The following is an 18542-nucleotide window of genomic DNA, read 5'->3' on the forward strand; positions in this document are numbered from 1 at the left end:
TCGACGGTGCATTCAAATACACGCGTGTTGTCGCGCCCGCATAAGCACGTATTCATCGCGCGTCAATTTGACACGCTTGTCTTTGATTTTGTCCGAAAACGCCGTCGGCGAACAATCTTGTTCGCAGGCTCACCCCGCAGGCCGGTTGTCACGTTGATTGCAAGGCATTACGCCCTTGTCGGGCTAGGAGCAGCATGAACCAGGTATCGGACCAGACCAGCCACGAGGCGCAGAATTCCGCGGCCGAAGGCCAGCGCACCATCGCGCTGGTGGATGACGATCGCAATATCCTGACCACGCTTTCCATCGCCCTGCAGGCGGAAGGATACGCCACGCGCGTCTATTCCGATGGCGAGGCGGCGCTGACCGCTCTGCAACAAAATCCGCCTGATCTCGCGGTGTTCGACATCAAGATGCCGCGCCTGGACGGGATGGAATTGCTGCAGAAACTGCGCGAATCGTCCGACCTTCCCGTGATCTTCCTGACCAGCAAGGATCAGGAGGAGGACGAGGAAGCGGGCCTTGCCATGGGCGCCGACGACTACATCGCGAAGCCATTCAGCCAGCGCCTGCTGCTGGCCCGCATCCGCGCCATCCTGCGCCGCGCCGCGCCGCTGCCCGAACCGAGCGAGGGCGCCGCCCCGATGCCTTCCGCGCACAGCGAGGTGATCGAGCGCGGGCGCCTGGCGATGGACCCGGCACGCCACCAGGTCACCTGGGACGGCGAGCCCGTGAGTCTGACCGTGACCGAATTCCTGATCCTGGAGGCGCTGGCTGTGCGACCCGGCGTGATCAAGAGCCGCAACCAGCTGATGGATGCGGCCTATCCCGACGACGTGTTCGTGGACGATCGCACGGTCGATTCGCACATCAAGCGTCTGCGCCGCAAGTTCCGCGCCGTTGATCCCGAATTCGGTGCCATCGAAACGCTCTACGGCGCCGGCTATAGCTTCTCCGATGGCTGACAGCGACGGTGATAGCGGCCTGCGGGCAAGCCGGCTGGAGAGGCTGGCTTTCCCCGTCGGCCGCTCGCTGACGGCGCGCATCCTGGCCGTGAACCTGATCCCGCTGCTGGTGCTGGCGGGCAGCCTGTTCTTCCTCGATTCCTATCGCCGCCAGTTGCTCGACGAACGTTTCAAGCTCGCCCGCATCGAGGCGCAGATCACGGCAGAAGCCCTGGCCGGCGCCACACGCGAGCGGCAGGAAGCGCTGATCGGCCAGATCGGCCGCGAACAACGCATGCGGCTGCGGCTCTACGACAGCAGCGGCGCGCTGGTCGCCGACAGCTTCGAACTCGACCAGCCCACCTTTGTCTTCGACGATCCGGTTGCAGAGCCCTTCGTGGAGGACCTTGCAAGGTGGACCGACCACGCGGTGAACGTAGTCGTCGGCGCGCCCTCGCCCCCGCCCTATACGGAGCCCGCCGAAACGGTCGCCGACGCCTGGCCGGAACTCGCCCTGGTGCGGCAGCGAGGTCTGTCGCAGATCGAACTGCGCCGCGCGCCCGACGGCACCCCTGTGATCAACGCCGCCGCACCGGTGGGCATCAACGGTGCCAGCCTGCTCACCACCCGCAACGCCGCAGACATCACCCAGGCGGTGCGCAATGCGCGCAGCAGCCTGATGACCATCATCCTGCTGGCGCTCGCCGTTTCCACGATCCTGTCGCTCTACCTGGCGAACACCATCATCGAGCCGCTGCGGCGACTGGTGCGCGCCACCTCGCGCGTGCGGCTGGGGCGCGAGCGCGAGGTGGAAGTGCCGCGCATGGACGAACGTGCCGACGAGATCGGTTTGCTGGCGCGCGCCGTTTCCGACATGACCGCCACGCTTCGCCACAGGATCGACGCGGTGGAAGCTTTCGCCGCCGATGTCGCGCACGAAATCAAGAACCCGCTCGCATCCCTGCGCAGCGCGACCGAATCCCTGCCCAAGGTGCAGGATCCCGAACTGCGCGCGCAGCTGGTGGATATTGCCGCCCATGACGTGCGCCGCATCGACCGCCTCGTTTCCGAAATATCCGAGGCCAGCCGCATCGACGCAGAGCTGAGCCGCGCGACCTTCGAGCCGGTTGAGCTGGGCCAGCTGTTCGCCAACGTCGTCGCCCGCAAGATCGAGCGCAACGAGAACCGCGGCTGCACCATCGTCATCGAGATGGAGACGCAGCGCGACGTGGTGATGGGCGTGCCCGTCAGGCTGGAGCGCATCGCGGAAAACCTGATCGACAACGCAGTGTCGTTCTCGCCCGAAGGCGGCCGCATCGTGGTGACCGTGTCAGGCAGTCTCGATCACGTGACGGCAACGGTCTGCGACCAGGGGCCGGGCATCCCCGAGGCCGAGCGCGAGAAGGTCTTCCGCCGGTTCCATTCGCATCGTCCCGAAGAGGAGGAATACGGCAACCATTCGGGCCTGGGCCTCGCCATCGGCCGCACGATTGCCGAGGCGCACGGCGGCAGCCTGACGGTGGCGGAATCGTCCCCATCGCTGGGCGGTGCCTGCCTGACGCTGGAGCTGCCCGCGGCATGACCGAGACGCTGGCCAACGTCACCTGCGTGGCCCTGCGCGGGAAGGCCGTGCTGATCGCCGGACCGCCGGGCAGCGGCAAGTCGAGCCTGGCGCTGGCGCTGATCGACAGGGGGGCGCAGCTCATCGGGGACGACGGCGTGACGCTGGAAAGGGCGGGCGATGACATCGTCGCCATGCCCCCGCCCAATACACAGGGCCTGATCGAGGTGCGCAATGTCGGCCTGGTGGAGATGCCCACCACGCAGGCACCCGTCGCCATCGTTCTCAGACTTTCGCCGGATGCCGAACGCCTGCCCGCGGGCCATGCCACGGTCGATCTGCTGGGCCGCCAGGTGCCGCAGGTCGACCTCTATCCCGGCACCCCATGTCTCGCGCTGCGTGCGGAAGCGGCCCTGGATATGCACGGTCTGGACTGAAGTCCACTCTTCACATTTGATCGACAAACGCGCACATCCCGCCGCTATGGAACCATCATCTTCCCCGCTCTCGTCTCGCGGTCAGAACATCATGCTGGTGACCGGCATGCTGGGCGCCGGCAAGACCACGGCCCTGCGCGAACTGGAGGATCTTGGCTGGGAATCGATCGACAATTTCCCCATCCGCCTGCTCGATCGCCTCGTCGATGCCGATCCCGTCGACCATTCGCTGGCCATCGGTTTCGATTGCCGCACGCGCGACTTCGTGCCCGCCGACATCATCGAGAAGGTCAAGCGCTGGGTGGAGGATGACGGCCTGTCGATCACCACCCTGTTCCTCGATTGCAACGGGCAGGAGCTCGAACGCCGGTTCAACGAGACGCGCCGCCGCCACTTCCTCGCGGGAGACCTGCCCGCGGCCTCCGGCATCTCGGCGGAGCGCGAACTGCTTGCTCCCCTGCGACGCTGGGCGGACGTGCTGATCGATACCAGCGATTTCTCGGTCAACGACCTGAAGCAGACCATTCGCGACCAGTTCCAGCAAACCGCCCCGCAGCAGATGACGGTGACCGTTTCCAGCTTCGGCTTCGCGCGCGGCAAGCCGCCCACGGCCGATCTCGTGTTCGACATGCGCTATCTCGACAACCCGCACTGGGAACGGGGGCTTCGCGAACTGACGGGGATGGACCAGAGCGTGGGCGAGTTCATTGAACGCAGCGCCGTTTTCGCCTCCAGTTTCGAGAAGATTCGCGCCCTGCTGCTGGAATTGCTTCCCCGCTACGCCGAGCAGGGCAAGGCCTACGTCAACATTGCTTTCGGTTGTACCGGAGGGAGACACCGCTCCGTTTACACTGCGGAGAAGATGGCGCAGGCCTTGCGCGAAGGCGGCTTTTCGCCCACCGTTCTTCACCGCAACCTGGGATCGCGGGCGGAAGACCTGGTAGAGGGAACACAGAACCCGTGACCTTTTTCGCCGCTACCCCTTTGCATTTTGAAAGCGCAAAGAGCATCGCCGCCAAATGATCGGACTGATTCTCGTCACCCACGGCAAATTGGCCGAGGAGTTCGTTTCCGCGATGGAGCATGTGGTTGGCAAGCAGGATGCCATCGCCACCATCTGCATCGGCCCGAATGACGACATGGAAATTCGGCGCAAGGAGATCGCGCAGGCGATCGAGAAGGTCGATACCGGCTCCGGCGCCATCCTGCTGACCGACCTGTTCGGCGGCACTCCCTCCAATCTCGCGATTTCGCTGCTGGAGTCGGGCCGCACGGAAGTGCTCGCCGGGATCAACCTGCCGATGCTGATACGCCTGGCAGGCGCGCGCAAGGAACTGCCGCTGGGCAAGGCGGCCTACGCCGCGCGGGAAGCCGGGCGCAACTACATCACGCTCGCCTCCGAATTTCTCGGACAGGACGCCTGAGGAGACCGGGCGTTGAGCGAGGCCAGCCAGGAGGTGGTGATTCCGAACAAGCGCGGACTGCACGCCCGCGCCAGCGCGAAGTTCGTCGCCGCCGTGAGCGAGATGGACGGCCACCACGTCTTCGTCGAGAAGGACGGGCAGGAAGCCGCCGGCGGCTCCATCCTGGGCCTGATGATGCTGGGCGCGGCCATGGGTGATACCGTGAAGGTGCGCGTGGCCGGGGACGATGCCGATGCGAAACTGGCGGAGCTGGTAGCGCTGGTCGAAGGCAAGTTCGGCGAAGATTGATGCCCTTCCCCAACCGGCGCGAGATCACCGGCTTTTCCAATCCCACCGTCAAGTACCTGCGCTCCCTGCGCGAGAAGAAGCACCGCAAGCGCGAAGGCGTGTTCCTGGCAGAGGGGCTGCGCCTGCTGACCGACGCGCGCGAATCCGGGCACATCCCCCAGATGCTGGTGATGGCCGCCGGGCGCGATCCGCATCCCCTGATCGCGGAACTGGAGGATGCCGTTTCAGCCGGTGGCGGGGAGATCATCGTGACCTCGCCCGACATCCTTTCCAAGATCACCGGCAAGGACAACCCGCAGAGCGTGGCGGGCGTGTTTGCCGAATTCGATACCTCGCTGGCATCGCTCGATCGCTCGAAGGCCAGCGTCTGGCTGGTGGCGCAGGCGCTGCGCGATCCGGGCAACCTCGGAACCATGCTGCGCACGGGCGACGCGATTGGCGCAGGCGGCCTGATCCTAATCGACGACTGCGCCGATCCCTTCAGCGTGGAGGCGGTGCGCGCCAGCATGGGCGCGATCTTCACGCAGGATGTCGCGCGCGCTTCGTGGGACGAGTTCCTCCCCTGGCTGCGCGGTGCAGAAGGCCAGCTGGTCGCCGCCTCCTTGCGCGAGGCCGTGCCCTATCGCGGCGCGCCCTATGCCGCGCCGTGCTTCGTGATGGTGGGCAACGAGTCCCAGGGCCTGCCCGAAGAATACGAAATGGCCTGCGACCTGCGCGTGACGATGCCCATGCGTGGCCGGGCCGACAGCCTGAACGCCGCGGTCGCAGCGGCGGTGCTGGGATACGAGGTGCTGGCGCGACTGGAGAGCTAGCGCAGGCTCGCCTGCCTAGAAGCGCTGCTTGAAAACGCGCTCCATCGTCTTGGAAAGCCCCGAACCCAGCGATTGCCAGAGTTGCACCCGCATTCTCGGGTCGAGCGGGCCCAGCCCTCCCCGTTTCGAAGGCTCGATATGCTCCATGGGCTCGCCATGGGACTTGAAGACGTAGGTCTCGAACATGGTCTGCCACGCGGCGCGCATGGGCGGCGGCAGGTCGCGCACTGCCAGTATCGAATGGAGCATGGCATCGAGCGGCGACCCCAGCGCGTCGTGCTCGTTCCACCAGTAGTTCACCAGCACGTTGAGTTCGCCCCGCGCCGCGACGTGGTGCCACCACATGTAGGGTATGAACAGGGCATCGCCGGGTTCGAGATCCGCCGTCATCGAACTGGCCAGGGCCTCCCGGAAGCGGGGAAAGGTTTCGAAGTCGGGATCGTCCAGGCGCACCATGGAAATCGGCGCTCCCGATGGAGAACTTTCGAACGGTGCCATGTAGAGATTGGGAGTCTGGCTGGGCGGGAACAGGGTGAACCGCCTTTTCCCGCTCACGACATAGGCGATGTTCTGCTTGATGTCGAAATGGGTCTGCGTGCCCGTTCTGTTGCCCATCCAGATGCGCGGCGCGACGGTGGGCGGGACAATGGGAAGATGCATGCTCTGGGCCAGCGCGGGACTGAGGTCGGCAATCTTGGTCGATTCCAGATAGAGCATGCGCCCTTCGCCGGAGGCATCGAGGATCTGATCGACGAACGAGGTGAAGGGCATCTGGCCGCGTTCGAAATTGAAGGCGGTCACGCTGTCCTCGAAGAAGAAGGTCGAACCGGCATCCGGTTTCGCCGCAAGGACATCGATCTGCCTGTCGCCGATGGCCTGCTTCAGATAGTCGCCGAACTCCCGGGTGGATCGTTTCGCCAGCCGGACTGGCTCCAGCAAGGCTCCCACGCCGCGCAGGATTGCCGGTTCGGCCTTTGGGTAGATCGTCGCACTGAAGGTGGCGGCATCAGGCTGGTCGTATTCGGCGATTTCGGGCATCGCCCGATGGTAACCCAAGTCGCTTGCGAAACAAGCGGCTGCGGCCAAGGCGCGGAGACTTTCCCCGCGCTCCGGATCAATCGCCTGCGATCAGGGCGGTGATCCGCCAGCGGTCGTTGCGGCGGTTGGCGATCAGGCGGTAGTCGATCATGGAGCGCAGCATGTCCGCTGCGACGTAGCCTTCCACGCGTTCGTCTGTCTCCGGATCGAGCCAGCCCACCCGCTCGAAGCCCTCGTGCGGCCTGTCGTCGGGAAGCTGCTCGACCGCGTCCCACGAAAGCGTGGTCCGCACTTCGGCGTCGCGCGCAGGCGCGTTGTAGAGCGGCACATCCTCGCCCGTCACGATGGCGCCCATGTAGGGATCGACGGGCACTTCCTGCGCGAAGTACCAGGGGATGGTCATGCTGGTCTCGTCGCGCGAGGCGCAACCCAGTTCCAGGAGCTCGGCCAGCGTGTCCCAGTGCTCGCCGTCGTTGGCGGCCAGCCGTTCGCGCAACTGCTGCGCGCCCGATCCGCCGCCAAAGTCCAGCTTCACGTCGTCCGCTACCAGGGCCACGAGTGCATCGGCATCGCGGGTGTCGATGGCGGCCTGCAGGTTGGCGAGGAAATCCACGCCACCGGGCAGGTCGTCGCACTCGTTGCGCGGCGCCCAGGGCCCTTCGGCCTGCTCTTCGGGTTTGGGCGTACGTTCGACTTCCGCCACGATTTCGCCGGCGGCGCGTTCCAGCCGTTCGGACGGAGGATTGCTGCGGTCGCATGCCGCCAGCATCGCAAGCAGCATCATCGAAACGCCAGCGGCGCGCGGTATCCTCATTGTCGCTACGAAGCCTCCTCGCTCTCCTCCGTGCCAATAAGCAACGCTTCGGAAGGTTCCGCAAGATCGTTTAATCCGTAGGACGGAATTTTCTCGATCGGCTCGAGATCCTCGATCTCCTTCTTGCCGATCTCGATGCCCTTCTCCGCCAGGCGCCGGCCGGAGGACAGCACGTTGCGTTCGAAACTGCCGACGAACTTGTTGTAGTTGTTCACCGCGGTTTCCAGCCCGCCGCCCATGCGCTTCAGGTGTTCGGACGCGACCCGCAGCCGGTCGTACAACTCGGCGCCCATCCGGCCGATTTCCTGCGCTTCCTTCGCCAGGGCATCCTGCCGCCATACCTGCGCGACCGTGCGCGCGATGGCGACGAGGTTGGTGGGCGTCGCCAGCAGCACGCGCTTCTCGAAGGCAAAGTCCCACAACTCCGGATCGGCCTCAAGCGCGGCGGCGACGAAGTGTTCGCCGGGCACGAACATCACGACATAGTCCGGCGCATCCTCGAACTGGCTCTGGTAGCTTTTCGCGCCCAGCGTCTGCACGTGGTTGCGCATGGACTTGGCATGGAGGGCGAGGTGGCGCTGCCGCTCGTCCTCGTCGTCGGCCTCGAAAGCGGCCTGGTAGGCGTTGAGCGAGACCTTGGAATCGATCACCAGCTTCTTCTGGCCGGGCACGTTGACGATGGCATCGGGGCGCAGCCGCCCTTCTTCGGTATCCATCGACTGTTCGAGATGAAAATCGGTGTGCTCGGCAAGGCCGCATTGCTCCAGCAGGTTCTGCAAGGCCCGCTCTCCCCAGCGACCGCGCGCCTTGGGAGCGTTGGTGAGGGAGTTGCCCAGCCGCTGCGCCTCGCGCCGCACTTCCTCCTGTCCCAGCCGCATCGCCTCGATCTGCTGGTTCAGGCGGGAGAATGCATCGTTGCGCTGCGCCTCCAGCGATCCGACATGCTGCTCGTACTTCTCCAGCCGGTCATTCACCGGCTTCAGCAGGTTGGCCACGGCTTCCTTGTTGGCCCTTTCCGCACTGCCGAAGCGTTCGGCGGCATCGGCGATGAATTTCTCCTGCGCCTTCGAGAGCACCTCGTTCCCCGCATTGCGGAACTGGTTGAGCAGTTCCTCGCGCGCTTCCTTCATGAGCGTAAGCTGCTTCTCGAAATTGGCCTCGTTAGCCTCCAGCGTGGCGAGCCGGTTGCGCGCCGTATCGCGCTCTTCCCGCACGGTGTTCAGCTGGGTTTCCAGCCCGTCGGCGCGATCCGCGCGGACGGTGGCGTTCTCCAGTTCGACCACGGCCTTGCGGAATCGCTCGTCCAGGTCCTTCGCCTCCGCATCGCGCGCGGCGTGGCGCTCTCGCCATTCGGCAACGGGGCGCTGACCGATCCAGTAGCCCAGCCCTCCCATCACCAGGGCAAGCACGATAAGCGCAACGACGATCGGATCCATATTCAGCCTTCGGACATACAAGTGGAACGAAACGCGAACCTAGCCGCACCCTCCGCCACCCGCAAGCGCGCGGGCCGCTCCATCCCCGGCCGAGCGCAAAAAGCCCTTGTGGACTCGACCCGAAAAATCGTATGCGCAGCTTACAAATTCAGATTTGCGAAATTTTCGCCATCGTGAAATAAACGCAACGCCACGCACCAGAGAGAGGATGCCCGTCATGCCGACAGATATCGAAATTGCCCGCCAGGCGACGCTGAAGCCCATCGCCGAAGTAGCCGCGAAGGCCGGCGTGCCGGACGAGGCGCTGATCCCCTACGGCAAGTACAAGGCCAAGGTCGATACCCAGCAACTGCCGCAGGCCGACAATGGCAAGCTGATCCTGGTCACCGCCATCAACCCCACCCCGGCGGGCGAAGGCAAGACCACCACCTCCGTGGGCCTCAGCGACGCGCTGCACCGCATCGGCAAGAAGACCATGCTGTGCCTGCGCGAACCGAGCCTTGGCCCCTGCTTTGGAGTGAAGGGTGGCGGCGCCGGCGGCGGCAAGAGCCAGGTCATGCCGATGGACGAGATCAACCTGCACTTCACCGGCGACTTCCACGCCATCACCAGCGCGCACAACCTGCTCTCGGCGATGATCGACAACCACATCTACTGGGGCAACTCGCTGGAGATCGACCTACGCCGCGTCACCTGGCGCCGCGTGCTCGACATGAACGACCGCGCGCTGCGCCAGATCGTCGGCCCGCTGGGCGGCGTCACCAACGGCTTCCCGCGCGAGACCGGGTTCGACATTACCGTGGCCAGCGAGATCATGGCCATCCTGTGCCTCGCCACCGACCTCGAGGACCTGCAGAAGCGCCTTGGCGACATCATCATCGGCTATCGCCGCGACAAGACGCCGGTATTCTGCCGCGACGTGAAGGCGGACCCGGCGATGACCGTGCTGCTGAAGGATGCCATCCTGCCCAACCTGGTGCAGACGCTGGAGAACAACCCGGCCTTCCTGCACGGCGGCCCCTTCGCCAACATCGCGCACGGCTGCAACTCCGTGATCGCCACCAAGACCGCGCTGCGGATGGCCGACTACGTCGTGACCGAGGCCGGCTTCGGCGCCGACCTCGGTGCGGAAAAGTTCATGGACATCAAGTGCCGCATGGCTGATCTGAAGCCCGATGCCGTCGTGCTCGTGGCCACCGTGCGCGCCCTCAAGATGAATGGCGGCGTCGGCAAGAAGGATCTGGGCGAAGCCAATCCCGATGCCGTGCGCGCCGGTTCGGTCAACCTGCGCCGACACATCGAGAACGTGAAGAAGTTCGGCATCACGCCGACCATCGCCATCAACCACTTCTACATGGACACCGACGAGGAGATCGCGGTCATCCAGGAAATGGCCAAGGAATTCGGTGCCGACGCCGTGATCTGCAAGCACTGGGCCGAGGGTGGCGCCGGCGCGGAGGACCTGGCGAGGATCGTCGCCGAGAAGGCCGATGCGGGCGCGCCCGATTTCGACCAGCTCTATCCGGCGAATGTCTCGCTGGCCGACAAGATCCGCACCATCGGCACGGAAATCTACCGGGCAGACAACGTCCACCTCACCCCGGCGATCGAGAAGCAGCTCAAGCAGTGGGAAGAGATGGGCTACGGCCACTTCCCCATCTGCATGGCCAAGACGCAGTACTCGTTCTCCACCGATCCCACCAAGCTGGGCGCGCCCGAGGGCCACGAGGTGAACATTCGCGAAGTGCGCCTGTCCGCGGGCGCGGGCTTCGTGGTCGCCATCGCGGGCGACATCATGACCATGCCGGGCCTGCCCAAGGTGCCGAGCGCCGAGGCGATCCATCTCGACGAGAACGGCCAGATCGAGGGTCTGTTCTAGAACCGCCTCGTCATCCGAACAGCAAGGGGCCGCCTGCATGGGCGGCCCTTTCTATTTGGAGCGCTGCCTTCCGTATAACTTCGTCAGCGGCGTACCGGTTATGCCGTAGGCGACCACCGACAGCACGACCGTCAGGCTGATCAGGGGCCACAACAGCTCGCTGGCACCGTGCCTCGCGGCGAAGGCGGCATAGAACAAGGCGGCGACACCAATGGGACCGAACCAGCCGGCAAAGGCCGCCTCCCGGTAATCCGCATAGGGCCTGCCGACGGCTTGCAGCAGCAGGAACAGCGGCAGGCGGCGGAGCGCCACGATCGACAGCGCCGCTGCCAGCAGCGGCCAGCCCATGTCCATCCAGCCGGCGACAGGCGCGATCAGGCCCAGCAGGATGAACACCGGCAGGGTAAGCGAGCGGTCGACCGCGTCCTGGAAATGCTCGTGGCTTTCCTGCCTTTCCTCCTTCATCGCGCGGTTGAGCACCAGGCCGGCGACGAAGACCGACAGGATGCCGTCCGCGCCCAGCAGCGATACGCCCGCCAGCGCCAGTATCGCCAGAGCGAAAGTGGTCGCCGTGAGCGACTTGGTTTCCGCGAAGCCGTGCTTGCGGCCTGCCTTGAAGACCCACCCGGTCGCCTTGCCCAGCAACCAGCCCAGCGTCAGCGCCCCGATCACTTCCCACGCGAGGAAGCCGAACGAACCGCTGAAGGCGTCCCTCGTTTCGTCCATCAGCAGCAGGGGGAACAGCACCAGCGGCAAGGCAAGGCCATCGTTGATGCCGCTTTCCGCGGTGATGATGTTGCGCGTGCGCTTGGGCACGCAGCTTTCCGCAAGCCGGCCCGATATGATGCTGCGCGCCAGCACCGGGTCGGTGGGCGTGACGACGGCTCCGGCAAGCAGCGCAAGCATGAACGGAAGGCCAAGCCAGACCATGGCGATCCCCGCCGAGGCAAACCACATCAGCGCGGTGCCGGGCACCAGGATCAGCGCGAGGCTGCGCCAGTTGTCCGTTACATAGCCGGTGGGAAGCGAAAGTGCCGCGCTCATCACCGATAGCGCAAGGGTAAGCCGGGTGAACTGCTCGACGAAGGCGAGATGGCCCTCGTTGGCGACCGGGTCGACGTGCAGCAGCCCGATCCCGTGCTAGCCGAGCACCATGCCCACCAGCAGGCAGACCAGCGCTTCGGATGCCCACAAGTGCGACTTGATCCAGCCACTTACCAGCGTGAGCGCCAGGACCGTACCGGCAGCCACGGCAAGCGGGATATCGAGCGCCTCCATCCCGCCGCTCTAGCTCAAGCCACTCACCCTAGCCAAGGCACGTCCCCGCTCTTTCGGGGAACCCGATGATCCAAGCATCCGTAATGCCAGTGAAACTCCAGCAAAAGGCGCGCCCCCCAATGGCCAAGAACAAGCTCGGCAATCAGGTTCCCCCCACGACCACCGATGCCGGTATCCCCGCCCCCAGCGACGAACATTCGCTGACCGTCGGCAACGACGGCCCCATCGTCCTGCACGATCACTATCTGCTCGAACAGATGGCGGTGTTCAACCGCATCAACATTCCCGAACGGCGCCCGCATGCCAAGGGATCGGGCGCTTTCGGCCATTTCGAGACGACCGGCGACGTGGAGAAATACACCCGCGCCAAGCTGTTCCGGAAGGGTGCGAAGACCGATGTCGGCATGCGCTTCTCCACCGTGGCGGGCGAACGCGGCAGCCCCGATACCTGGCGCGACCCGCGCGGCTTCGCGGTCAAGTTCTACACCGAGGAAGGCAATTTCGACATGGTCGGCAACAATACGCCGATCTTCTTCGTGCGCGATCCGATGAAGTTCCAGCACTTCATCAACTCGCAGAAGCGCCGCGCCGACAATGGCCTGCGCGATCACGACATGATGTGGGATTTCTGGACCCTGTCGCCCGAAAGCGCGCACCAGGTCGCCTACATGATGGGCGATCGCGGCGTGCCGAAGACGTGGCGCGAGATGAACGGCTATTCCAGCCACACCTATATGCTCGTCAACGAAGAAGGCGAGAAGTTCTGGGTGAAATTCCACTTCCATACCGACCTCGGCGACGGCAACGCCCACTTCACGCAGGACGAAGCGGTGGAGAAGGCGGGCACCGACCCCGATTACCACCGCGAGGACCTTTTCAAGGCCATCCGCGACGGCAATTATCCCAGCTGGACGCTGAAATGGCAGGTCATGCCCTACGAGGACGCGAAGACCTACAAGTGGAACCCGTTCGACCTGACCAAGACCTGGCCGCACGAGGACTATCCGCTGATCGAGGTCGGCAAGCTCGTGCTCGACCAAAACCCCACCGACTGGCACACCGAGATCGAGCAGCTCGCCTTCGAGGTGAACAACATGGTGCCCGGCATCGGCCTGTCGCCCGACAAGATGCTGCTGGCGCGCGGCTTCTCGTACGCCGATGCGCACCGCGCCCGCCTGGGCGTCAATTACAAGCAAATCCCGGTCAACAAGCCGCAGTGCCCCGTACATTCCTATTCGCAGGGTGGATCGATGCGGGTCGAGAAATCGGAGGACCCGGTCTACGCCCCCAATTCCTATGGCGGCCCCTCCGCAGACCCGCAGCTGGCTGGCGAGGCAGGCCATTGGCAAGCCGACGGCCAGATGGTGCGAGAGGCCTACACTCTGCGTGAATGCGACGATGACTGGACCCAGCCGCGCCTGCTGGTGACGAAGGTCTTCGACGACGAGGAGCGCGAGCGCTTCGTTTCCAACGTATCGGGTCACCTGGCCAAGGATGTCAGCGAACCCGTACTGAAACGCGCTTTCGAATACTGGCGCAACGTGGACAAGTCGATCGGCGACCGGATCGAGAAGGCTACCCGCGACATGATCGGCGGCAAGTCAGAAAAGCCGGGCATGGCATCTGCCGAAGCGATCGCCGAGCCGGAACCCGCTGAATAGCACACCAAGGAGAGAAACCATGTCGATCAAGGAAATGATCAAGGAGCACCCCAGCGTAGGTGCCGACTACAACGATGAACTTGGCGAGGCCATTCGCCACGCGATGTACTGCGCCGCCATCTGCAACAGCTGCGCGGATGCCTGCAACGCCGAAAGCGGCGACATGTCGGAGTGCATCCGCAAGTGCTCGGATTGCTCGGATATCTGCCAGGCGCTCAGCCGCGTTGCCGCGCGCCGCACGCACGGCAATACGGTGGTGATCAAGTCGCTGCTGGAAGCCTGCATCATCGCCTGCAAGGTCTGCGCGGAAGAATGCGCGAAGCACGACAACGCTCACTGCAAGCGCTGCGAGAAGATGTGCCGCGAATGCATGGAAGACTGCACCAAGGCGCTGCAGGGCATGGTTGAGGCCGCCGCCGCCTAATTGCCGGCCGGCTGGTTCCAATCCCGTTCAGATAGACGGGCCTAGGCAATTTGCCTATATCGGCCTCCGGGTGCGGCCTGTTCGTTGCACCTGCTATCTGGATGGGAAACAAGATGCGTATTCGAACCGCTCTCATGGGCCTGCTGCTCGGCAGCGCGCTTGCGATCTCGGGCTGCAACACCGTTCGCGGTGTCGGCGCGGATCTCGAGTCCGTGGCCAACGCCGGAGAGGAAGCGATCAACTGACGAAGGGCGCCCTCGCTGGCGCCCTTTTTCATGGCGCGCCAGGCACAGGCGACGCCTCGACCTTTCAATTCCTCCGCGCGTCGCGCCTGGCCAGGCGGTTCATCAGAAACCGATAGCCCCCCGTGAATGCAACGAATGAAAAGGCAAAGCGAATTGCCAGTTCGTCAAAGGTCGGAGACTTGCGAAAATAGGTCCATCCGCAAGCAAGGACAGCGAAGATCAGGCCGCTGATTGCCGCTTGCCGCCAGCTGATGTGGCCCTGCCTCAGGCTGCGCGGGCCTTCTGCAGCTTCTTCAGCGCCATGCTGCGCTTTAGGCGCGAGAGGTGGTCGATGAACAGGATGCCGTTCAGGTGGTCCATCTCGTGCTGGATGCACACGGCCAACATGCCGTCCATGTCCTGCTCGTGGGTGTTGCCGTCGAGGTCCTGCCAGCGCACGCGGCACTTTGCCGGGCGCTCCACGTCCGCGAAGATGTCGGGCACCGAAAGGCAGCCTTCCTGGTAGCTCTTGGTGTCGTCCGAGGGATCGAGGATTTCCGGGTTCACGAACACGCGCGGGTCGTTGATCACCGGCTGATGCGTGTGGTTCGTGCCGTCGTGGTCGCACTCCACCGGCTCTGCGTCCGGGTCTTCTTCCTGCAGGTCGATAACCAGCAGGCGAATGGGCTCGCCCACCTGAATGGCGGCAAGGCCGATGCCGTGCGCCGCGTACATCGTCTCGAACATGTCATCGACCAGAGTCTTCAGATCGTCGTCGAACGTCTCGACGGGCTTGGACACGGTCTTGAGCCGGGGATCCGGCGCTTCCAGGATTTCACGAATAGCCATGCCGGGAATATAGGGCGAACCGCCTTAACCTTCAATTGCCGCCTTGCGCCTGGCGTCAGCCCAGCGGCCGCCGCGCCCGCAGCGCCTGTGCCAGGGTGCCCTCGTCCAGGTAGTCGAGTTCGCCGCCCACCGGCAGACCGTGGGCGAGCTGGGTGATGCGAACCGCGTGATCCTCCAGCCGCTCGGCGATGTAGTGTGCGGTGGTCTGCCCCTCCAGCGTGGCGTTCATGGCCAGCACGACCTCGTCCACCCCGCCCTTCTCCACGCGGCCCAGCAGGCTGTCGATGGCGAGATCCTCCGGCCGGATGCCGTCCAGCGCGGAGAGTCGCCCGCCAAGCACGTGGAACGTGCCCGTGAACAGGCGCGCCCGGTCCAGCGCCCAGAGGTCGGCCACGTCCTCCACGACGCAGATCGACTTCGGATCGCGCTTGGGATCGGCGCAGATAGTGCAGGGGTTCTGCGTATCCACGTTGCCGCAGATATCGCATTCGACCAGTTTGTCTTTCACCGTCCCCAGTGCGTCCAGCACCTGCTCCAGCGCCGTTTCGCGGTGCTTCACAAGCCACAGCACCGCGCGCCGCGCCGAGCGTGGGCCAAGGCCCGGAAGGCGCGCCAGGGCGGCGGCGAGGTTCTCGATCTCTTGCGATGCCATGCTCCGGCAGATAGGGCCGCGCGCAACGAATAGGAAGGCTGGCAATGCGCGTGATTTTCATGGGAACGCCCGATTTCGCCGTGCCGACGCTGAATGCGCTGGTCGAGGCCGGGCACGATGTGCCGGCGGTCTACAGCCAGCCTCCCAGCCGTTCGGGCCGCGGGAAGAAGGAGCGCCCCTCCCCCGTCCATGCGCGTGCCGAGGAACTGGGGATCGAGGTTCGCCATCCTGTCAGCCTGAAGGGCGCGGAGGAGCAGGACGATTTCGCCGCGCTGGATGCAGACGTGGCGGTGGTCGCCGCCTATGGACTCCTGCTGCCGCAGGCGGTGCTGGATGCGCCCAGGCACGGCTGTCTCAACGTGCACGGTTCGCTGCTGCCGCGCTGGCGCGGTGCCGCGCCGATACACCGGGCGGTGCAGGCCGGGGACGAGATGACGGGCATCACCATCATGGAGATGGAGCGCGGGCTTGATACGGGGCCGATGCTGCTGATGGCCGCGACGCCCATCGACCGCAAGACGACCGGCGAACTCCACGACGAACTCGCCGCCCTCGGCGCGGCCCTGATGGTGGAGGCTCTGGAGAGGTTCGACACGCTGGTGGCCCAATCGCAGGACGACACGCAGTCCACCTATGCCCCCAAGATCGACAAGGCGGAAGCGAAGCTGGATTTCACCAAGCCCGCCGAGGTGCTCGAGCGCGAGATCCGCGCATTCTCTCCCTTTCCCGGCAGCTGGTTCGAACTGGATGGCGAGCGGATCAAGCTGCTGCGCGCCGAAATTGCCGAGGGTGCAGGAGAACCCGGCACCGTGCTGGACGATCAACTTGCCATTGCCTGCGGATACGGGGCCATCCGTCCGGTAACGCTGCAACGCGCGGGTAAGCCGGCGATGCCGCTGGGCGATTTCCTGCGTGGCAACAAGGTGGCGGCAGGAGCCAGCGTCGCTTGACCCGCTTCGCCCTCACCATCGAATTCGACGGCGGCCCCTTCTTCGGCCTGCAGCGGCAGGACAATGGCCCCAGCGTGCAGCAAGCCATCGAGGATGCAGCCCACGCCGTGACCGGAGAGCGGGTCACGATGCACAGCGCCGGGCGCACCGACAGCGGCGTGCACGCGCTCGCCATGCGCAGCCATCTCGATATCGAGAAACCGTTCGAGCCGTTCCGCCTGATGGAAGCGCTCAACGCGAAGCTGCGGCCCGATCCGGTGGCGATCGTCGCCTGCGAGGTTAAGCCGGAGGACTGGCACGCTCGCTTTTCCTGCGTGGGCCGGGCCTACGAATACCGCATCCGCAACCGCCGCGCACCGCTGACGCTGGAGAAGGGATATGCCTGGCACGTCGCGCGCCCGCTGGACGCGGGGGCCATGCACGAAGCGGCGCAGGCGCTGGTGGGCAACCACGACTTCACCACGTTCCGCAGCGCCCACTGCCAGTCCGCCAGCCCGGTGAAGACGCTAGACCGCCTCGACGTCAGCCGCGAGGGCGACGGCGTGATCATCCGCGCCGCCGCGCGCAGCTTCCTTCACCATCAGGTGCGGTCGATGGTGGGTTGCCTCGCTCTGGTGGGACAGGGCACCTGGGGGATAGATCAGGTGGCCGAAGCGTTGGAAGCGAAGGATCGCTCCGCTCTCGGGCTGAATGCCCCGCCCGAGGGCCTGTACTTCGTGAAAGCCACATACCCGGAAGAGGAATAGCCGCCATGACCACCACCGGACGCCAACTCGTCTCCACCCTTTCCGCCGACGGCACCATGGTGCTGGAACTGGAGGAGAAGACCTTCCCCAAGCCGACCGGAAACCAGGTGCTGGTCAAAATGGAAGCGGCCCCCATCAACCCTTCCGACCTGTTCCTGATGACGACGGGTGCCGACCTCGAGAATGCCGATTACCGGTCCGGCAAGGTGACGATGAAGGTTGCCCCGCAGGTCGCCGCCGGACAGGCCGCCCGCCACGGCAAGCCGCAGACTGTCGGCAACGAGGGCGCGGGCGAGGTGATCGCGGCGGGCGACGGCGACATGGCTCAGTCGCTGGTGGGACAGCGCGTGGCCTGCGTGCCCGGCAACGCCTTCAGCGAATATGCCATCGCCGATGCCATGATGTGCCTGCCGCTGGGCAATCATTCCTCGGAAGAAGGCGCAAGTTCCTTCGTCAACCCGATGACCGCTCTGGGTTTCGTTGAAACCGCGAAGCGCGAAGGGCACGATGCCATCATCCACGCCGCCGCCGCTTCGAACCTCGGCCAGATGCTGAACCGCATCTGCCAGGAAGACGGCATGGGACTGGTGAACATCGTCCGCAAGCAGGAGCAGGTCGACCTGCTGAAAGGCCAGGGCGCTGCCCACGTGGTGAACAGTCCGGACGGCGATTACGAGAAACAACTGGCCGAAGCGATCCGCGCGACCGGTGCATATCTCGGCTTCGATCCCATCGGCGGCGGACAGACCACCGACACCTGCCTTCGCGCCATGGAACGGGTCGCTGCTTCGCAGATGACCGAATACAGCCGCTACGGCTCCAACCAGCAGAAGAAGATGTACATCTACGGTCGGCTGGAACTCGCGCCCACGGTCCTGACGCCCAGCTACGGTTTCGCCTGGACGGTGTCGGGCTGGTTGCTGATGCCGTTCCTGGAAAGCTGCGACATGCAGACCTTGATGGCCCTGCGCCAGCGCGTGCAGCAGGGCCTCACCAGCACCTTCGCCAGTTCGTACAAGACGAAGGTCGGACTGGACGAGATGCTGACGAAGGACGCCATGATGGATTACGCGCAGATGGCGACGGGCGAGAAATACCTCGTCACGCCGCACGGCTGAGCACCAG

At 64.9% G+C, this 18542-nt stretch carries 21 protein-coding genes; 14 read left to right on the forward strand and 7 right to left on the reverse strand.

Going from position 1 to position 18542, the window contains the following annotated elements:
* Positions 1-194 precede the first annotated feature (194 nt).
* Genes AAA989_RS01345 through AAA989_RS01375 form a run of 7 tightly spaced genes read left to right on the forward strand, consistent with a single transcriptional unit; the run spans position 195 to position 5466 of the window.
* Positions 195-965, forward strand: a complete 771-nt coding sequence (locus AAA989_RS01345; RefSeq protein WP_338240630.1) for a response regulator transcription factor — start codon at positions 195-197, stop codon at positions 963-965.
* Complete coding sequence (locus AAA989_RS01350; protein ID WP_338240631.1) at positions 958-2526, forward strand: ATP-binding protein; 1569 nt, start codon at positions 958-960, stop codon at positions 2524-2526. The genes AAA989_RS01345 and AAA989_RS01350 overlap by 8 nt, the downstream gene beginning before the upstream one ends.
* Positions 2523-2942, forward strand: a complete 420-nt coding sequence (locus AAA989_RS01355; protein WP_338240632.1) for an HPr kinase/phosphorylase — start codon at positions 2523-2525, stop codon at positions 2940-2942. The genes AAA989_RS01350 and AAA989_RS01355 overlap by 4 nt, the downstream gene beginning before the upstream one ends.
* 46 nt (positions 2943-2988) lie before the next feature.
* A complete protein-coding gene (gene rapZ / locus AAA989_RS01360) occupies positions 2989-3906 on the forward strand; it encodes an RNase adapter RapZ (RefSeq protein WP_338240633.1) in 918 nt (305 codons plus the stop codon).
* A gap of 55 nt (positions 3907-3961) precedes the next feature.
* The gene (locus tag AAA989_RS01365; RefSeq protein WP_338240634.1) at positions 3962-4366 is read left to right on the forward strand and encodes a PTS sugar transporter subunit IIA; all 405 of its coding nucleotides are present in this window, start codon (positions 3962-3964) and stop codon (positions 4364-4366) included.
* A gap of 12 nt (positions 4367-4378) precedes the next feature.
* On the forward strand, positions 4379-4654 hold the full coding sequence (locus AAA989_RS01370; RefSeq protein WP_338240635.1) for an HPr family phosphocarrier protein: 276 nt from the start codon (positions 4379-4381) through the stop codon (positions 4652-4654).
* Entirely contained in the window at positions 4654-5466 is an 813-nt protein-coding gene (locus tag AAA989_RS01375) for a TrmH family RNA methyltransferase (RefSeq protein ID WP_338240636.1), read from the forward strand. The genes AAA989_RS01370 and AAA989_RS01375 overlap by 1 nt, the downstream gene beginning before the upstream one ends.
* Before the next feature lie 15 nt (positions 5467-5481).
* Here AAA989_RS01375 and AAA989_RS01380 read toward each other — a convergent pair whose 3' ends face one another.
* From AAA989_RS01380 to AAA989_RS01390, 3 genes are all read right to left on the reverse strand, one after another.
* Positions 5482-6504, reverse strand: a complete 1023-nt coding sequence (locus AAA989_RS01380) for a cupin-like domain-containing protein (RefSeq protein WP_338240637.1) — start codon at positions 6502-6504, stop codon at positions 5482-5484.
* 76 nt (positions 6505-6580) lie between these two features.
* Positions 6581-7318 (reverse strand): hypothetical protein, encoded by a 738-nt coding sequence (locus tag AAA989_RS01385; RefSeq protein ID WP_338240638.1) that lies wholly within the window; start codon positions 7316-7318, stop codon positions 6581-6583.
* Between the two features lie 5 nt (positions 7319-7323).
* The gene (locus tag AAA989_RS01390) at positions 7324-8754 is read right to left on the reverse strand and encodes a DNA recombination protein RmuC (RefSeq protein ID WP_338240639.1); all 1431 of its coding nucleotides are present in this window, start codon (positions 8752-8754) and stop codon (positions 7324-7326) included.
* A gap of 217 nt (positions 8755-8971) precedes the next feature.
* On the opposite strand from AAA989_RS01390, the gene AAA989_RS01395 reads away from it, so the two are divergent.
* Positions 8972-10633 (forward strand): formate--tetrahydrofolate ligase, encoded by a 1662-nt coding sequence (locus AAA989_RS01395; RefSeq protein WP_338240641.1) that lies wholly within the window; start codon positions 8972-8974, stop codon positions 10631-10633.
* A gap of 51 nt (positions 10634-10684) precedes the next feature.
* On the opposite strand, the gene AAA989_RS01400 is transcribed toward AAA989_RS01395, so the two are convergent.
* Together AAA989_RS01400 and AAA989_RS01405 are read right to left on the reverse strand one after the other, a co-directional pair.
* On the reverse strand, positions 10685-11767 hold the full coding sequence (locus AAA989_RS01400) for a cation:proton antiporter domain-containing protein (RefSeq protein ID WP_338242168.1): 1083 nt from the start codon (positions 11765-11767) through the stop codon (positions 10685-10687).
* Positions 11768-11773: 6 nt separating this feature from the next.
* Positions 11774-11911, reverse strand: a complete 138-nt coding sequence (locus AAA989_RS01405) for a hypothetical protein (protein ID WP_338240643.1) — start codon at positions 11909-11911, stop codon at positions 11774-11776.
* A gap of 119 nt (positions 11912-12030) precedes the next feature.
* On the opposite strand from AAA989_RS01405, the gene AAA989_RS01410 reads away from it, so the two are divergent.
* From AAA989_RS01410 to AAA989_RS01420, 3 genes are all read left to right on the forward strand, one after another.
* Positions 12031-13572, forward strand: a complete 1542-nt coding sequence (locus AAA989_RS01410; RefSeq protein ID WP_338240644.1) for a catalase — start codon at positions 12031-12033, stop codon at positions 13570-13572.
* A gap of 19 nt (positions 13573-13591) precedes the next feature.
* Positions 13592-13996: a four-helix bundle copper-binding protein gene (locus AAA989_RS01415; protein ID WP_338240645.1), complete on the forward strand. Its 405-nt coding sequence runs from the start codon at positions 13592-13594 to the stop codon at positions 13994-13996.
* A gap of 113 nt (positions 13997-14109) precedes the next feature.
* Positions 14110-14241, forward strand: coding sequence for an entericidin (locus AAA989_RS01420; RefSeq protein WP_338240646.1), 132 nt, complete (start codon positions 14110-14112; stop codon positions 14239-14241).
* A 264-nt stretch (positions 14242-14505) separates the two neighbouring features.
* On the opposite strand, the gene AAA989_RS01425 is transcribed toward AAA989_RS01420, so the two are convergent.
* Together AAA989_RS01425 and recR are read right to left on the reverse strand one after the other, a co-directional pair.
* Positions 14506-15069, reverse strand: coding sequence for a peptide deformylase (locus AAA989_RS01425; RefSeq protein ID WP_338240648.1), 564 nt, complete (start codon positions 15067-15069; stop codon positions 14506-14508).
* Positions 15070-15124: 55 nt separating this feature from the next.
* Positions 15125-15721: a recombination mediator RecR gene (gene recR / locus AAA989_RS01430; RefSeq protein WP_338240649.1), complete on the reverse strand. Its 597-nt coding sequence runs from the start codon at positions 15719-15721 to the stop codon at positions 15125-15127.
* 44 nt (positions 15722-15765) lie between these two features.
* Between recR and fmt the strand changes: the two genes are divergently transcribed.
* From fmt to AAA989_RS01445, 3 genes are read left to right on the forward strand one after another with little or no spacing between them, the layout of a single operon-like run.
* Positions 15766-16671 carry a methionyl-tRNA formyltransferase gene (fmt, locus tag AAA989_RS01435; protein WP_338240650.1) on the forward strand — a complete coding sequence of 302 codons (906 nt, stop codon included), beginning with the start codon at positions 15766-15768 and terminating at the stop codon, positions 16669-16671.
* Positions 16668-17417 (forward strand): tRNA pseudouridine(38-40) synthase TruA, encoded by a 750-nt coding sequence (truA, locus tag AAA989_RS01440; RefSeq protein WP_338240651.1) that lies wholly within the window; start codon positions 16668-16670, stop codon positions 17415-17417. The genes fmt and truA overlap by 4 nt, the downstream gene beginning before the upstream one ends.
* A gap of 5 nt (positions 17418-17422) precedes the next feature.
* The gene (locus AAA989_RS01445) at positions 17423-18535 is read left to right on the forward strand and encodes an alcohol dehydrogenase catalytic domain-containing protein (protein WP_338240652.1); all 1113 of its coding nucleotides are present in this window, start codon (positions 17423-17425) and stop codon (positions 18533-18535) included.
* Positions 18536-18542 lie beyond the last annotated feature (7 nt).

It is taken from the genome of Aurantiacibacter hainanensis (genome assembly GCF_036321025.1).
Classification (GTDB): Bacteria; Pseudomonadota; Alphaproteobacteria; order Sphingomonadales; family Sphingomonadaceae; genus Alteraurantiacibacter; species Alteraurantiacibacter hainanensis.

What these genes read in the sequence shown, in the direction of transcription:
- rapZ (WP_338240633.1), top strand. Translation starts at nt 2,989, where the DNA reads ATGGAACCATCATCTTCCCCGCTCTCGTCTCGCGGTCAGAACATCATG.
- AAA989_RS01395 (WP_338240641.1), top strand. Translation starts at nt 8,972, where the DNA reads ATGCCGACAGATATCGAAATTGCCCGCCAGGCGACGCTGAAGCCCATC.
- AAA989_RS01365 (WP_338240634.1), top strand. Translation starts at nt 3,962, where the DNA reads ATGATCGGACTGATTCTCGTCACCCACGGCAAATTGGCCGAGGAGTTC.
- AAA989_RS01425 (WP_338240648.1), bottom strand. Translation starts at nt 15,069, where the DNA reads ATGGCTATTCGTGAAATCCTGGAAGCGCCGGATCCCCGGCTCAAGACC.
- AAA989_RS01415 (WP_338240645.1), top strand. Translation starts at nt 13,592, where the DNA reads ATGTCGATCAAGGAAATGATCAAGGAGCACCCCAGCGTAGGTGCCGAC.
- AAA989_RS01345 (WP_338240630.1), top strand. Translation starts at nt 195, where the DNA reads ATGAACCAGGTATCGGACCAGACCAGCCACGAGGCGCAGAATTCCGCG.
- AAA989_RS01390 (WP_338240639.1), bottom strand. Translation starts at nt 8,754, where the DNA reads ATGGATCCGATCGTCGTTGCGCTTATCGTGCTTGCCCTGGTGATGGGA.
- AAA989_RS01350 (WP_338240631.1), top strand. Translation starts at nt 958, where the DNA reads ATGGCTGACAGCGACGGTGATAGCGGCCTGCGGGCAAGCCGGCTGGAG.
- recR (WP_338240649.1), bottom strand. Translation starts at nt 15,721, where the DNA reads ATGGCATCGCAAGAGATCGAGAACCTCGCCGCCGCCCTGGCGCGCCTT.
- AAA989_RS01405 (WP_338240643.1), bottom strand. Translation starts at nt 11,911, where the DNA reads ATGGAGGCGCTCGATATCCCGCTTGCCGTGGCTGCCGGTACGGTCCTG.
- AAA989_RS01355 (WP_338240632.1), top strand. Translation starts at nt 2,523, where the DNA reads ATGACCGAGACGCTGGCCAACGTCACCTGCGTGGCCCTGCGCGGGAAG.
- AAA989_RS01410 (WP_338240644.1), top strand. Translation starts at nt 12,031, where the DNA reads ATGGCCAAGAACAAGCTCGGCAATCAGGTTCCCCCCACGACCACCGAT.
- AAA989_RS01445 (WP_338240652.1), top strand. Translation starts at nt 17,423, where the DNA reads ATGACCACCACCGGACGCCAACTCGTCTCCACCCTTTCCGCCGACGGC.
- AAA989_RS01420 (WP_338240646.1), top strand. Translation starts at nt 14,110, where the DNA reads ATGCGTATTCGAACCGCTCTCATGGGCCTGCTGCTCGGCAGCGCGCTT.
- fmt (WP_338240650.1), top strand. Translation starts at nt 15,766, where the DNA reads ATGCGCGTGATTTTCATGGGAACGCCCGATTTCGCCGTGCCGACGCTG.
- AAA989_RS01380 (WP_338240637.1), bottom strand. Translation starts at nt 6,504, where the DNA reads ATGCCCGAAATCGCCGAATACGACCAGCCTGATGCCGCCACCTTCAGT.
- AAA989_RS01385 (WP_338240638.1), bottom strand. Translation starts at nt 7,318, where the DNA reads ATGAGGATACCGCGCGCCGCTGGCGTTTCGATGATGCTGCTTGCGATG.
- AAA989_RS01375 (WP_338240636.1), top strand. Translation starts at nt 4,654, where the DNA reads ATGCCCTTCCCCAACCGGCGCGAGATCACCGGCTTTTCCAATCCCACC.